Annotated in this window: 11 protein-coding genes; 7 read left to right on the top strand and 4 right to left on the bottom strand. The window is 37.2% G+C overall.

The features are described from left to right. Window positions 1–880, bottom strand: an 880-nt coding sequence (locus JEP40_RS13585; RefSeq protein ID WP_198623962.1) for a BapA/Bap/LapF family prefix-like domain-containing protein, incomplete at its 3' end; no start/stop codon positions are given. Between the two features lie 1,096 nt (window positions 881–1,976). Then, window positions 1,977–2,762, bottom strand: coding sequence for an AraC family transcriptional regulator (locus tag JEP40_RS13580; RefSeq protein ID WP_198623965.1), 786 nt, complete (start codon window positions 2,760–2,762; stop codon window positions 1,977–1,979). A gap of 447 nt (window positions 2,763–3,209) precedes the next feature. On the opposite strand from JEP40_RS13580, the gene JEP40_RS13575 reads away from it, so the two are divergent. The 4 genes from JEP40_RS13575 (at window position 3,210) to JEP40_RS13560 (ending at window position 7,816) form a co-directional block, all read left to right on the top strand. Continuing rightward, window positions 3,210–5,630, top strand: a complete 2,421-nt coding sequence (locus JEP40_RS13575; protein WP_198623961.1) for a DMSO/selenate family reductase complex A subunit — start codon at window positions 3,210–3,212, stop codon at window positions 5,628–5,630. Further along, window positions 5,627–6,268: a DMSO/selenate family reductase complex B subunit gene (locus JEP40_RS13570; RefSeq protein ID WP_109392088.1), complete on the top strand. Its 642-nt coding sequence runs from the start codon at window positions 5,627–5,629 to the stop codon at window positions 6,266–6,268. The genes JEP40_RS13575 and JEP40_RS13570 overlap by 4 nt, the downstream gene beginning before the upstream one ends. Next, a complete protein-coding gene (locus JEP40_RS13565; protein WP_198623960.1) occupies window positions 6,265–7,164 on the top strand; it encodes a dimethyl sulfoxide reductase anchor subunit family protein in 900 nt (299 codons plus the stop codon). The genes JEP40_RS13570 and JEP40_RS13565 overlap by 4 nt, the downstream gene beginning before the upstream one ends. A gap of 82 nt (window positions 7,165–7,246) precedes the next feature. Then, complete coding sequence (locus JEP40_RS13560) at window positions 7,247–7,816, top strand: molecular chaperone TorD family protein (RefSeq protein ID WP_198623959.1); 570 nt, start codon at window positions 7,247–7,249, stop codon at window positions 7,814–7,816. 102 nt (window positions 7,817–7,918) lie between these two features. Here the strand turns inward: JEP40_RS13560 and norR are convergent, their stop codons facing one another. Then, window positions 7,919–9,433, bottom strand: coding sequence for a nitric oxide reductase transcriptional regulator NorR (gene norR, locus JEP40_RS13555; protein ID WP_198623958.1), 1,515 nt, complete (start codon window positions 9,431–9,433; stop codon window positions 7,919–7,921). A gap of 190 nt (window positions 9,434–9,623) precedes the next feature. On the opposite strand from norR, the gene norV reads away from it, so the two are divergent. Genes norV through ytfE form a run of 3 tightly spaced genes read left to right on the top strand, consistent with a single transcriptional unit; the run spans window position 9,624 to window position 12,911 of the window. Then, on the top strand, window positions 9,624–11,072 hold the full coding sequence (gene norV / locus JEP40_RS13550; RefSeq protein ID WP_198623957.1) for an anaerobic nitric oxide reductase flavorubredoxin: 1,449 nt from the start codon (window positions 9,624–9,626) through the stop codon (window positions 11,070–11,072). Then, entirely contained in the window at window positions 11,069–12,223 is a 1,155-nt protein-coding gene (gene norW / locus JEP40_RS13545; protein WP_198623956.1) for an NADH:flavorubredoxin reductase NorW, read from the top strand. Before norV ends, norW begins: the two co-directional genes overlap by 4 nt. Before the next feature lie 25 nt (window positions 12,224–12,248). After that, window positions 12,249–12,911, top strand: coding sequence for an iron-sulfur cluster repair protein YtfE (gene ytfE, locus JEP40_RS13540; protein WP_198623955.1), 663 nt, complete (start codon window positions 12,249–12,251; stop codon window positions 12,909–12,911). 64 nt (window positions 12,912–12,975) lie between these two features. Here the strand turns inward: ytfE and JEP40_RS13535 are convergent, their stop codons facing one another. Next, window positions 12,976–15,183: an extracellular solute-binding protein gene (locus JEP40_RS13535; protein ID WP_198623954.1), complete on the bottom strand. Its 2,208-nt coding sequence runs from the start codon at window positions 15,181–15,183 to the stop codon at window positions 12,976–12,978. Window positions 15,184–15,260 lie beyond the last annotated feature (77 nt).

The raw sequence follows: 15,260 nt of genomic DNA, 5'->3' as shown, positions 1-15,260 counted from the left end.
CAGCCGCATTATCCAGCTTCGCTTTCACTTCCGCTTTTTCTTTGTCGGACGCGTCATCAGGCAGATCGTCAATCGCCGTGTCGGTATCATCAATCGCCTTTTTCTGCTCTAACTCTAATTGCAGTTTTTCTAATAGCTTACCTAACTCATCTAATGTTTTACCAAAAGAGTCAGTATTCGTTGTTAATAGCTCTTTTGCTTGATCTATAATTTTTGAATCAACATTAAGTTTTTCGCCTTGCTCAATTAATTCATTTAATTCACTTTTTAATTTATCAATTAGAGCAAGTGCTGTTGTTGCATCTTTATGAGCTTCTAGCGCTAAATCTAAATCTTTTTCATCACCTGTTTTCTGTGCTTTTTCAGTTGCTTCTGCAGCTTTATCAACAAGATTTTTTGCCGCATCAATGATTTTTTTCAAATCTAATGATTTATCGACAATCAGTTTTTCAACTAACTCTTTTTCAGTTGGCTGTGGTGGCGTCACATGATTTGATGAGCCACTACTACTGCTACTTGAAGAAGAGGCTATTGCTATTCCAGCACCAAGAACAGCGGCACCAATAGCGATAGAAAACCATTCACCACCTGTTAAACCTAATAAATTTTCAGTATCTGTTACATCATCTAATTTATTAAAAATAAGCTCTAATTTATCTGAATTAGGTGTTAAAGAGGCTTTATACTGAACACCATCCATTTCTACAATAAAGTAATTTTCAGATGTATTAAAAAAATCATTAATGACTAGTTTTTCACCGTTATTTTTAACAATAATAAGGTTATTTTCGTCTTTAATGATTGTTTTTATTTCCGATCGACTTATTTTTATAACTTGACCTTTCTCTATATTAATTTCATTTCCAGTCTGATTGTTCATAAATAATCTCACCGTTAATAATCAATCTTTTTTGGATTACATTTTTAGGATTGGTTATATTTATATAAGATCATAAAAACACAAAAATTATATGTATTTAAGTAATCTTACTTTCATATTTAAATATGAAATTAGCCCACATTGTCTTTAAAAAAACAAAGGACATCTTTTTATAGATGTAATAAAAACAAATGAAAGCAGGTATATAAATAACCTTGTCGGTATCATATAAGCAATATTATTTAATTAAAGTCTTTAAAAGATAGGTGATGTTAATTTAGAGATAAAACCCAAGCTATATATATAGATATATTTATTTTTTTTCACAATTAATGCTATTTCAAATAAATTTAAATATTGAAATATATTTTTTGTTAAATTAATTCCTTATTTACATGCTTTACACTTCAAAAAACCTTATTTATATATTTCTTATATAATCATAAATAGATAATCTTATTCAGTATAAAAATACTATTAAAAATAAAAATTTATAAGAAGAACTATTTTCAGCCATATAAATGCATAGAAACCTAGAATATTAAATTATCATTTGAATATACTTAGTGATTTCTTTTTAAAAAAAGATAAAAAGCAGGTTAAGAGATTGTACCAGTTAAAAATAACAAATTAATTCAATTAATTAAAAGTAAATCAATGATCGAGTTTAATCCAAAAAGATAAATCCTCCCAATTTTTAAACCCCAAAAACAAGCAACAAAAAATAAACATTTTATTAACAACTCTCTTGAAAAAAATAAATACGATAGTATATTTACTCATTTTCGTACGCTTTTATTCTAACTTTTATTTTATAATCCACTATTAAATAAAAAACTTTAACTTTTTATTCTGTTTAAGTGTGCATTTTGCTCATCTTTCAAATGTATTTTTAATAGAAGATATCTATTGTTCGATCTACTCTCTTTTTGATATACCAAAAGCCCCCTTATATAAGGATTTCTTTATTTATTTTTTTTTTTCAGTATCGCATTACTAAAATTTTTGCCGATAGGAGAGATGTCTAATACTCAGATAAAAGACTGAACACAGATCATTAAATAACCTAAATTTAGATATTTGCTATAGATATCAACTAAAACCTGTCGATATCCAACGCATCCATACTAAAGTGAGAAGGCGATTGCCCCATCTGTTTTTTGAACATTGTCGAGAATGAACCGGCACTGTTATAACCCAAGTCAAAGGCAATTTCAGTAATACCACGTCCAGATAAGATTTGTGTTAATGAATTCAATAAGCAGACTTGTTGCCGCCATTGTGAAAATGACATTCCTGTTTGTTGGCGGAAAAAACGACTAAAAGAGCGCTCACTTTTATGTAATTTATCTGCCCACTGTTGAGGTAAAGAATCTATTTTAGGGTTACGAATAAAATCGCGGCATAATTTAGCTAATTTGCTATCTTGTGGAATAGGCGCAAAAAACGGTAATGGTTTTGCTTTCGCTAATTCGCATAAGATTAACTGCATTAACAGACCATCTCGCCCTTTTTTATCATATTCTGCAGGCACATCTACAGCTTCAAGCAGTAACTGGCGAAAAAGAGGAGAAACACTGACAACTTCACATTGTTTACTATGGCGAGGTGCGGCTAAAGGCTCAATATAAAGGCTTCGAGTACTCACATCTAACATACGAGTTTCATGCCCAGTCTCTGGTGGGATCCACACACCACAAGACGGTGGAATAACCCATTCACCATCATCCGTACTCACTTCAATTAACCCCGTTGCAGGGTATAAAAATTGGGCTCGACGATGTTGATGTGTTTCTAACAACGTATTGGGTAAATAGTCTGTACCCAGCGCAATAACATCTCGGTCAAGTGAATCAACGCTTTTTAATGGTACATTTCTCACAGTTTGGGCCACTCTCTTTTTATTTTCGTCCTTTTTAATATAGCAGTTCTCTCACACTCTACACACTGGCAAATAATGAGCTATATAATCAAAAACGTTATATATTTAAATAGGTAACGTAAGTGTCTTATGTGAAATTTCAACCTTCTTGATATCTATTTAATAAACCTTATTAACAATCAAAAAACGAGCTTTTAACACCCTTAGTAAATAGGCTGAAATTCGAATGTTATTGTCTGGTTTTAGAATGTTGGCAAAAGATTAATCAACTACTATCCCTTTCGCAGATGTTATTTCGAACATGCTGCACTTATCTATGCATTCAATAATAATGCAGCGGATACCAGACATTCCCTTTATTCATAGCCTAGAAAAATCACGCACATTCTTTATATCAAGTATCGGGTATATCGGGATCCGCCTATTATGTTTAAGGTAGAGTTCATTATGAGCAATCAGTCCGATCACGATAGTGATACAAAGAGCATTCTCAACGATGTTAGCCGCCGTCACTTTATTCAAGCGAGCTCAGCATTAGTTACCCTTCCTTTTCTCGCATCAAATTCTTTTGCTGCGACAACAGACAACGCTATTCCAGTAAAACCAATAACAACTGAAGATGGTGAACGCGTTGTTTCAACTTGCAGTAGCTTCGACTGTGGCGGTAAATGTGATATTCGAGCCCATGTAAAAGATGGCAAAGTTACCCGTATTAGCACTCGGCCCGATGCTGATCTAGATGAAGAAATGCCTATTATGCGTGCCTGCGTTAGAGGCCGCGGTTATCGGAAATTTGTCTATCATCCAGATCGCTTAAAATACCCAATGAAACGTGTTGGGAAACGTGGCGAAGGTAAATTTGAACGTATCACTTGGGAAGAAGCAACCACCCTTATTGCACAAAATATGCAGCGTATTAACCAGCAATATGGCCCCGCATCACGCTTTGTAAGCTTAAGCACTGGTGTTACTGGTGGGATTTTCTCTGGTGCAAATATGTTACGTCGCCTGTTTAATATCACCGGTGGTTTTCTGGAAAACTATCACTCTGTCAGTAACGGAAATACCCTTGCGGTTACCCCTTATACTTACGGTACAGCTGCCAGTGGTAGCACACTCGATACGTTAGAAAATACCCCTCTTGTGATCTTATGGGGCCATAATCCTAACGAAACTATTTTTGGTCACTCAAACCATTTTTTTCAAAAAATGAAGAAAAATGGCACTAAATTTATTGTCGTTGACCCACGTTATTCTGATACCGCCTCTTCTTTAGCTGATCAATGGATCCCGTTACTACCAACAACGGATAATGCAATGATGGATGCGATGATGTATGTCATCGTAAGCGAAAATCTGCATGACCAAGCTTTTATTGATAAATACACTGTTGGCTTTGATGAGCACCAAATGCCTGAAGGTGTGGGTGAAAATGAATCTTTAGTCGCCTATTTAATGGGTAAAAAAGATGGTATTAAGAAAACCCCTGAATGGGCTGAAACCATCACTAAAGTACCAGCGGATACTATTAAACAATTAGCTCGTGAATATGCATCCACAAAACCAGCTGCATTGATGCAAGGTTGGGGGCCCCAACGCCATATTTGTGGTGAACGGACGGCACGCGGTGCAACATTACTTGCGACTATCACTGGTAATGTGGGTGTTCGTGGTGGTTGGGCGGCAGGTTATGGCATGGCTTTAAACTCTGAATTGCGTAAAACCATTGCAGGGCCAAGCCTATTAACTAACCCAGTAAAAGCGAAAATCAATATCACCAACTGGGTACAAGCATGTGAGGACAAAAATTTAGTCACGCCACAAAATGGGTTACTAAACGCCGAGAAACTTGATACTGAAATCAAGATGATTTTCTCAATGGCGGGTAACTACATGACGAACCAGAATACCGATATTCTTCATGCTGCTAAAGTGCTTGAAGATGAATCAAAAGTAGAATTTATCGTCTGTAGTGATCTCTATCTGACACCAAGTGCAAAATACGCTGATATTTTACTACCAGAAACCAGTTTCTTAGAACGCTGGAATATTGGTGGTACATGGAGTTATGGCGACTACATTATTCTTTCTGAAAAAGTTATTGAGCCTGAATTCGAACGTCGTACTGACTACGATTGGTTACGCGAGGTTGCCGATAAATTAGGAGTAGGTGAACAATTTAGTGAAGGTAAAGAGACTGATCGTGATTGGATAGAATATTTAGTCAATGACGCTAGTGTTAAACGCCCTGAAGACGGCATTCCAACCTTTAAAGAGTTATTGGTTAAACGTCGTCATCTATTAAAACATCGTCCACATACTCAAAATGTGGCGTTTGAAAAAAATATCCAAGATATTGAGAATAATCCATTCCCAACACCATCAGGCAAAATTGAGATTTTCTCTAAGCGCTTATATGACATGAATAATGTCGATATCCCTGCGCTTTCTCATTATGTGCCTGCCATTGAAGGCCCCGAAGATACGTTGACGGATAAATTTCCGCTACAACTTATCACATGGAAAGGGCGTAATCGCGCAAATTCAACGCAATTTGCTAACCCTTGGTTACAAGAAGTACAGCGCCAAGAACTCTGGATTAATCCATTAGATGCCCAAGATAGAAACATTAAAGAGGGCGAAAAAGTCAAAGTGTATAACGATCGTGGGATCACGATGGTTCCCGTCAAATTAACACAACGAATTATGCCTGGAGTCGTCGCCTTGCAAGCAGGAGCTTGGTGGCAACCTGATACAAAAGGTATAGATCAAGGTGGATGTGCCAATGTATTAACATCATCCCGTAGCACCGCAATGGCACACGGCAATGCTCACCAAACATTATTGGTCGAGGTAGCAAAAGCATGAGTAAATTTATCGTTTATCCCGCTGTGAGCAACAAGCAGTTAGGGTTTTATATCGACAGCGCTCGTTGTTCAGGTTGTAAGGCGTGTCAGGTTGCATGTAAAGATAAAAACAACCTTGATGTCGGACGCAAATTTCGTCGTGTCTATGAAATTACAGGTGGCGGTTATACTCGTAATCCTAAAGGTGCGTTGATCAATAATGTCTTTGCTTACACCTTATCTATCTCTTGTAATCATTGTGACGATCCTATTTGCGTTAAAAACTGTCCAACAACGGCAATGCATAAGCGTGAAGGCGACGGTATTGTCATGGTAGATACAGACAAATGTGTCGGTTGTGGTGCTTGTGCGTGGTCTTGCCCTTATGGTGCGCCACAAATGAATCCAGAAACCAAACAGATGTCAAAATGCGACTTTTGTATCGATTTACAGCAAAAAGGTGAACAACCTGTTTGTGTTGCGACTTGCCCTTTAGGTGCAATCCAATTTGGTCCTATTGATGAACTGCGTGAACGTTATGGCGATTTAGATTATGTCACGGGTTTACCTTCCCCTGAAATAACGCATCCAAACCTTGTTATTAACCCACATCAGGGTGCCAATAATGACGGAATTAATAATAAGGGAGAAAGAAAATGAATGAATGGTCATTGTTAATCTTCACATTTATGATGAATGCGACCATTGGTCTTGCGCTAACAACAGGGCTTTTTGCGCGTCACCTTTCTCATTACCTCAATGCAGAAAGCTACTATCGCTTTATGTTGCTGGCCTTATTTGTTATTTGTGGATTAGCTGGTTTAGGCTCTATCGCCTCAATCACTCACTTAGGCGTGCCATTAAATGCTCCTAATGCCATTAGAAATGTTTTTTCTGCTTGGTTAAGTCGTGAAGTTGCCGTTACCGCTATTTTTGTTGGTTGCTTAGGATTAACCTTTTTATGGCTTTGGCGCACCCGCAAACTCTCAATGCTGTTATTAAGTACCAGTATTCTGATTGGACTATTTGATATTTATTGCATGGCGTCGATTTATCGCCATACCTCTATTTTAACATGGATGGATCCTAACACTTACATCATGTTCTTCGGGGCAATGTTAACACTTGGTGCCGCTATTTTCTTTTTATTACTCAAAGTATTACAACGTGTAGGAAATAAATTAGGTATAGAAATACCTCAAGACTCTTTCCCAATGTGCTGGAAATGGCAATTATGGGGAATAATGGTATTTAGCTTAATGGGTCGATTACTGTATCAACCTTTTTATGAGCAATATTTAACTAGCGTACTCTATAGCCAAAAATCGGTGACATTCCCGTTATCACCTATTCAAGTATATTACTCCCTTGGTTCGTTACGCACTACCAGTTGGATCTTAGCAACCTTTGCAGTATTAGCTTGTGGCTATAGTTTAGTGAAATTCTTAGCCCCTAAAAATCAAGGTAAATCAACTGAGTCTATTTTTGTACTTGGTTGTGTTATCGCAATTATCGCTGACTTTATGTTGCGCTATGTTTTCTACTCCATTCACTAATTGTGATTGAGCAAGTCGTTTAAATAATAAAAAAACAAACCTCATATTAGTTGGGGTTTGTTTTAAGGAAGTATCAAAATTTATGAGCAGACTCTCTTATTATGCGGCTGCATTTAATTTATTGGGAATTTGTTATTTATTCCCACCTGATGATGACACCAATAAAACTGCACTCAACTTTTTTAAAACTGGGGATTTTGCAGCACAGTGGCCTTGTAAAATTGAAAGCCGTCTATGTGAACGTTTAATTGATTCCGTTTCTATCGATACAGCGCAATTAAAAACTCAATGGCAAAATCTTTTTGTTGGCCCTAATGCTTTACCCGCCCCTCCTTGGGGTTCGGTCTATTTAGATCCTGAAGGCTTATTACAAGGGGATTCTACCCTCGCACTGAGTGAGTTTTTAAAACGGGAACGTTTAAAAGTAAATACGCCTTTTCCAGAGCCTGTTGATCATATCGGTTTGATGTTATTTCAAGTTGCGGTATTGGCATCAGAAAAAAGAGAAGACGCGGCTAATGAATTACTTTCCCTTCATTTGACCACATGGCTACCTCACTATTTAAATAAATTAAAAATGAGTGGATATAGCCAATTTTATAGCACATTAACAGAACTGGTAACCATCACGGTGAACGCATTCAGAAAATAGAAATTTATTAACAACTTATCATCCTAACATAATTATTTAAGGTAATTTGGACCACGCACCCAAATTACCTTTTTTCATTTAGGACATCTCTTTTTTAAATTATTATGATTTTAGCCCTAAACGTTTTGTTAAACGACGTAAGTTAGCCGGATCAAGTGATAACTCTCGCGCGGTTGCCGCCCAATTTTGGTTATTACGCAGTAATGCTTGTTTAATTAAATCTCGTTGAAACTTATCCGTTGCCACTTTTAAATTTTTTTCTTCAGAAGGTAGCGACTGTGATATTGGGTGAGTCGAATTTTCTGTACCTAAAGCAAAATGACTGACTTGTAAAATAAGACTATCTGTCTTATTCCCAGCCCTCGCTAATACGATTGCTCTATGAATGGTATGTTCTAATTCACGCACATTACCTGGCCAAGAATAATGCAATAAATAAAGACGTAATTCAGGACTAATAATCACTTGTGTAAGGTTAAAACGCTGACGATATTGCTCGCAGAAATAACCCACTAATAGCAAAATATCTTCGTCTCTTTCTCGTAATGGAGGGACATGCAAAGGAAAAATACTTAAACGGTGGAAAAGATCGGCACGGAAATTTCCCGCTAACACCTCTTCCCATAAATCACGATTCGTTGCCGCTAATACACGCACATTAACGCGTAGATTACGATCATCACCAATCCGTTGAATATCCCCATATTGTAAGACACGCAGTAATTTAGCTTGGAGTGATAATGATAACTCCCCTATCTCATCAAGAAATAACGTTCCATTATCCGCCATTTCAAATTTACCACTACGGTGGCTAATTGCGCCGGTAAAGGCTCCTTTCACATGACCAAATAATTCACTTTCTGCCACGCTTTCAGGAAGTGCGGCACAATTTAAATAGACTAACGGATTATCTGCACGATTAGACATTTCATGAATGGCTTTTACCACCAGCTCTTTACCTGTTCCCGTTTCGCCACTAACTAAAATATTCATATCTGCAGGTGCAACAATTTCTATCTCTTTTTTCAATTGCATCATCGAAGGCGATAAACCAATAATTTCTGTTTTTACTGTGGGCTTAAACGTATTGGTTGGTGTAAATAACATATTTTGATTTTCGAGTTGCTCAATTAATAGCGCATTATTTAATGCACCAGAAGTTAATGCGGCAATTAAACGGAGCTCTTCATCACTGAAGGTATCAAACTGATGAGGATCCATTCCATCAAGTGTTAAAGTGCCAATTAAATCTTGTCCTGCAAATAACGGTAATCCCACACAAGCATGGACCTTTAAATGCTCTCTATCTGGAATAAGCCCATCATAAGGATCGGGTAAATCACTATCTGCAGGGAAACGTACCACATCCCCTGCTCGCGCTATGGTTTCAAGACGAGGATGCCCTTCAAGTAAAAAACGACGCCCTAATACATCTGGCACAAGGCCATCTATGGCTAATGGGATAAACTGATGAGGCTCATAACGAAGCAATGCCGCGGCATCACAATTTAGCACTTGCCGAAGCGTGGTCACTAGCCGCTGAAACCTATCTTGGTGACCAACATCTTTTTGTAATTCAATGGCAATTTTAGCCAACACATCAACAGAAAAGCCCATAAATATACCTCATAGTCATTATGACCTTTATTATGGTCATTTTGACATGATAAAGATAGTCATATTGACAATATATAAATAGTCAAAAAAATAAAAATTCTTTTAAAACAATTAGATAAAAACTGGCACGCTTCTTGATTATATCAATGCATATCCCTATGAAAAGATTAATGAGAAGGAACAACACAAAATGGCTATTCATGTTAAAAATAATGTTAATTGGGTTGGACAACGTGACTGGGAAGTTCGTGATTTTCATGGCACTGAATACAAAACATTATTAGGTAGTAGCTACAACAGCTACCTAATACGTGAAGAAAAAAATGTGCTTATTGATACAGTTGACCATAAATTTAGTCGTGAATTTGTGCAAAATTTACGAACACAAATTAATCTGGAAGAGATTGATTACATTATTATTAATCATGCAGAAGAAGATCACGCTGGTGCGCTCACTGAGCTGATGTCTTTTATTCCTAACACCCCGATTTATTGCACAGCAAACGCTATTGATTCAATCAATGGACATCATCATCACCCTGAATGGAATTTTAATATCGTTAAAACAGGCGATAGCCTAGATATTGGTAATGGAAAACAACTCATTTTTGTTGAAACGCCCATGCTTCATTGGCCTGACAGCATGATGACCTATTTAACCGACGATGCAATTTTATTTAGTAATGATGCCTTTGGTCAGCACTATTGTGATGAACGGTTGTTTAACGATGAAGTTGACCAAACAGAATTATTTGAGCAATGCCAACGCTATTACGCCAACATTCTGACGCCTTTTAGTCGCCTTGTAACACCAAAAATTAATGAAATTTTGGGCTTTAATTTACCTGTCGATATGATTGCCACTTCTCACGGTGTGGTATGGCGAGATAACCCAACACAAATCGTTGAATTATATCTAAAATGGGCTGCAGATTATCAAGAAGATCGCATCACTATTTTCTATGACACCATGTCTAACAATACCCGCATGATGGCAGATGCCATTGCACAAGGTATTAATGAAATTGACCCTAATGTGTTTGTAAAAAGCTATAACGTCGCCAAAAGTGATAAAAATGACATTATTACTAGTGCGTTTCGTTCTAAAGGCGTGCTCGTTGGTTCATCGACGATGAATAATGTCATGATGCCAAAAATCGCCGCCATGCTTGAAGAGATGACTGGCTTGCGTTTTCGTAATAAAAAAGCTGCAGCTTTCGGGAGCTATGGCTGGAATGGTGGCGCAGTTGACCGCATTCAAACCCGTTTAATGGATGCGGGGTTTGAAACTGCACTAGCACTAAAAACCAAATGGCGCCCAGATATGCAAGCACAAGAAATTTGTCGTGAATATGGCCGTGAAATTGCTCGCCAATGGGCTTTAGCACCACTTCCTGCGACTCAATCTTGTTGTACAACCTCATCACAACCTAAAATTATCACAGATGTTGAAGCGATCGATTTAGGCCCGCGTATGCAATGCAGTGTATGCCAATGGATTTACGATCCGGCAGTAGGTGAACCAATGCAAAACGTTCAACCAAATACACCATGGAGTGAAGTTCCTGATAGCTTCTTATGTCCTGAATGTTCATTAGGAAAAGATGTCTTTGATGTACTTGCAAAGGAGGCAAAATGAGTACAGACCTTCTCAGTAATGGGATTGTCATTATTGGCGCGGGCTTTGCGGCGCGCCAATTAGTCAAAAATATTCGCAAATCTAATGCAGATATTCCCATTACTCTTATTGCCTCAGACAGCATTGATGAATATAACAAGCCGGACTTAAGCCATGTTATTAGTCAGGCTCAAAATGCTGATGATCTAACAAAACAAACGGCTGAAGACTTTGCACAGCAATATCAATTAGCAATTTATCCTTATACGCAAATTGTTGATATTAATACGGATGAAAAACAGATTCAAAGTGCCAAAGGTGAACAATGGCATTACGATAAATTGGTATTAGCCACTGGAGCCAAAACTTATTGTCCTGCTATTTCAGGCCATGAGTTAATGTTTACGCTTAATAGTCAACAAGAGTACCGAGCTTATGAAACACAAATTCGCCAAGCTAAACGTGTATTAATTTTAGGGGCGGGATTAATTGGTACTGAACTCGCCATGGATTTTAGTCGGGCAGGTAAAGAAGTGATCCTTGCTGATATTTCAGGGCAATTATTATCTTCTCTGATCCCCTCCGATCTTAGTGGCCGTTTGCAATCTAGCCTCACTGAAATTGGTGTACGCTTAATGCTGAAATCACCATTACAGTCATTAACACAAATCGATAACGGTATTTTGGCGACATTTGATCAACATCATCAATTAACCGTTGATTGTGTTATTGCCGCTACTGGGCTCACTCCAAATATAAAACTTGCTCACCTTGCGGGTTTGCATACTGATCGTGGAATTATGGTGAATGAATATCTGCAAAGTAGTAATAGCGATATTTATGCCTTAGGTGATTGCGCACAAATTAACGGTAACTTATTACCCTTTTTACAGCCAATACAATTAAGTGCGATGCATTTAGCCAAATCACTCATAGGTGAAAATAATGCACCTCTTAATTTACCGCCGATGATTATTCGGGTTAAAACACCGTTAATGCCACTACATCTTGCCGGTGAGACCGCGCGTAATGACTTAACGTGGAATATTAATACAACACAATCTGGTGTTATCGCTAAAGGCTTTGATAAGAATGACGTATTACGTGCTTTTGTGGTAACAGAAGAGCAAGTAAAAGAAGCTTTTGCATTATTAAGAGCATTGTCCGCTTAATTTAAATAACATACGAGATGCCGATATGAATTTACGTGATCAACCTCTCGGCCAACTGGCCCTATCTATTTCTGGCGCCAGTGCCATATTCCGTCAATATAACCTCGACTTTTGCTGTGGTGGAAAAAGAACATTAAGCAAATCTGCAGAGAAAGCTGGGCTCAACATTGATGAAATTGAAAGTAAATTAATTGCCCTTTCAGAACAGCCATTAGAAAAAGATTGGCGACAAGCGCCATTAAGTGAAATTATTGATTTTATTATTGTTCGCTACCATGATAAACACAGAGCACAATTACCGGAGCTTATTCTACAGGCAGAAAAAGTAGAACGAGTTCATGAAGCAAAACCGACTGTCCCTAAAGGATTAGCACGTCAATTAACGCTATTATTGGAAGAACTAACCAGTCATATGATGAAAGAGGAACGTATTCTTTTTCCTATGATAAAAAATGGATTAGGAAGCCAAGCCGGAGCACCCATTAATGTCATGGAACACGAACATGATGATGCGGGTGAAATTGTTGAAGTGATTAAATTTATTACCAAAAACGTCACACCACCACCTGAAGCCTGCACCACATGGCGAGTACTTTATAATGGTATTAATGAGTTTATTGACGATTTAATGGATCATATTAGCTTAGAAAACAACTTATTATTTCCGAGAGCATTAGCGGGCGAATAATTGTTTAATCTTTATAGGCAGGGGATTTCATCATCCCCTGCTATTTTATAGTGGCCAGTAAAACCTACCGCTCACCTTGAGTATCTATTAACAAACGCTGATTTATATATTCGATAGTCTCGTCTATCGTCATAATATTATTAACAACATTAGTAATACCTTGTCCGATAATAATTTCGGCTTGGCGTAAATTAAATAATTTGCCATTTGGTACTGATGATTCTCGTATTCCCTTATTAATTTCTTGATAAGCCAATGTCATCCACGGATAACGATGGCTAATTTCTTGGTTATGGCTGAAATTTTGATGATTACTGTTTCCACCTAATAAAATTAGATGATCCATCACCATTGGGGAATAAAGCCAACGATAAAATTGCTCTGCATATTGTGATTTTTGACTGTAACGAGAAACCCCTAATACTCCTCCTCCTAATTGTGGAATACCGCCGGGTACAGGCGCAAAACCCGTTTTAGGTAAAATATTGCTATGAGCAACATCGTTAAATAAATTCATATAAGCGATAAGCATAGCAAGATGCCCTTGCTCAAATTGTCTAACCGACTCACTCCACCACTTATTATGAATATTCTCAGTGATAGACAACTGTTTTAAATATTCTTCTAATATTTCACCTGCTAAAGGCATTTCTAATCTAGGAATATTATGACTTCCTATTAAACACCCGCCTTTTGCGTAATAACGTAATAGATACTCTGTTGCGATCAATCCTGCGCTACCCAATGTTGTTGAAGCGCCCATTGGGCGACTTAATTGCCCTTCCTCATGTTGTTCAGTAAAAAACTGCGTCACATTATCGTATTCTTCAAATGTTGTCGGTACGGTTAACTCATTACCGGTTTTTTCGTAATACATTCTTTTTAAAATAGGATCTTCAAACAAGTCTTTTCGATAAAACAGGAGTTGCGCACTGGCATCAAAAGGCATGGCGTAAGCAACATTATTCACTAAACTAAATTTCTGCTGAGTAGGTAGTGAAAAATTATTTAATAAGTCTGTTAATCCGTTACCGATTTTATCTAATGGCTGTAATATTCTTTCGGCAAACCAAGGAAAACAAGCCATATCAATACGCAATAAATCATAATATGGGTGCAAATGTAACTGGCTTAATATTTGATAAACTTCATCGTAAGGGTGTATCGCTAAATTAACTTTAATTCCTGTTTGGCGATAAAAATGAGGTAGTAGTTTTTTTAATGCACTGGTTGAAGGACTAGGTAAAATCAGTAAATTAAGACTTATATCCGCTTTATCTTCACTAATAACTACCGGTGTTAAAGTATAAAGATGATCACTTTGATTACGCACACAAGTCACATTCTTTTCAGTTATTTCACTTTCATCCTCTTCTTGCATTAATGCATCCATGACCTCTAATCCAAGTTGAGCGTAATTCATTGGAAAGTAATACAACCCTTTTAATACAGGTGGAATATTGTCACTCAATGCAAAAATAGGAGGGCAATCATTATGACTACCGAAATAACTGGCTTGTGTTAAATAACGTGCTTTCTCTATATCTTGAGCAATAAATATGTCTGGGATTTGCTCCATAGAAAAGAAATCAAACGCTATTTTATAACTCTCTTCATCTGATGCACAAAGAACCACATTTTTTTTATTGGGTGCATTCTCTAAAAGTCGATTTTGTAATTCATTGGCAAAGTTTTGATTATTTAAATAATCGCTACTCCCCATAAAAATACCCACTAACTTACCTGTCGTTTTTGCAATCTGTTGGCAAATAGCTTCGGCTGCTTGAGCAAAATCAAGGGTGAAATATCGTTGAGTATTAAGTGGTTGGCGATAGACAAATACAACTTGAGAAGGCGGTAATTTTAACGTGTCAAAATAGATATTTGCATCTTTGAGACAGCTAACGGTGATCACTTGTTTATAGCCACCCGCTGCAATTTTCTGTAATGCCTCTAATTCTGTGGTTTCAAGATCGTCCGTTAAGAAAAGATCGTAAGTAACCTCAGGAAAGTGAACAATAGACTGCCTTAAGGAATTAAAGAAAACAGCATATTTTTCAGAAACTAATTGAGGTAAAAGTATGGCTATTTTATGGCTTTTATTGGTTCTTAACAGTTGAGCTTGTGTATTTAACTGATAGCCCATTTGTTTGGCGGCTTGATACACAGATTCAATTTTCTCAACACTTACATTTCCACGTTTATTCAATACGTTAGAAACCGTCCCATGAGAGACACCTGCTAGTTTTGCAATATCTTTAATCGTTGCCATTGACCTTTTTCCATCTCAATTTCCGCTTTCACTAGCATACCTGAATTATTTATCGCGACTACTGCTAATTGATTTGA

The sequence above is a fragment of the Proteus vulgaris genome (genome assembly GCF_016239305.1).
GTDB lineage: Bacteria > Pseudomonadota > Gammaproteobacteria > Enterobacterales > Enterobacteriaceae > Proteus > Proteus vulgaris_C.
Note: the sequence above shows the minus strand (reverse complement) of the source record. Positions and strands in the feature narration are given on the sequence as shown.

What these genes read in the sequence shown, in the direction of transcription:
- JEP40_RS13575 (WP_198623961.1), top strand. Translation starts at nt 3,210, where the DNA reads ATGAGCAATCAGTCCGATCACGATAGTGATACAAAGAGCATTCTCAAC.
- JEP40_RS13570 (WP_109392088.1), top strand. Translation starts at nt 5,627, where the DNA reads ATGAGTAAATTTATCGTTTATCCCGCTGTGAGCAACAAGCAGTTAGGG.
- JEP40_RS13565 (WP_198623960.1), top strand. Translation starts at nt 6,265, where the DNA reads ATGAATGAATGGTCATTGTTAATCTTCACATTTATGATGAATGCGACC.
- JEP40_RS13560 (WP_198623959.1), top strand. Translation starts at nt 7,247, where the DNA reads ATGAGCAGACTCTCTTATTATGCGGCTGCATTTAATTTATTGGGAATT.
- norR (WP_198623958.1), bottom strand. Translation starts at nt 9,433, where the DNA reads ATGGGCTTTTCTGTTGATGTGTTGGCTAAAATTGCCATTGAATTACAA.
- norV (WP_198623957.1), top strand. Translation starts at nt 9,624, where the DNA reads ATGGCTATTCATGTTAAAAATAATGTTAATTGGGTTGGACAACGTGAC.
- norW (WP_198623956.1), top strand. Translation starts at nt 11,069, where the DNA reads ATGAGTACAGACCTTCTCAGTAATGGGATTGTCATTATTGGCGCGGGC.
- ytfE (WP_198623955.1), top strand. Translation starts at nt 12,249, where the DNA reads ATGAATTTACGTGATCAACCTCTCGGCCAACTGGCCCTATCTATTTCT.
- JEP40_RS13535 (WP_198623954.1), bottom strand. Translation starts at nt 15,183, where the DNA reads ATGGCAACGATTAAAGATATTGCAAAACTAGCAGGTGTCTCTCATGGG.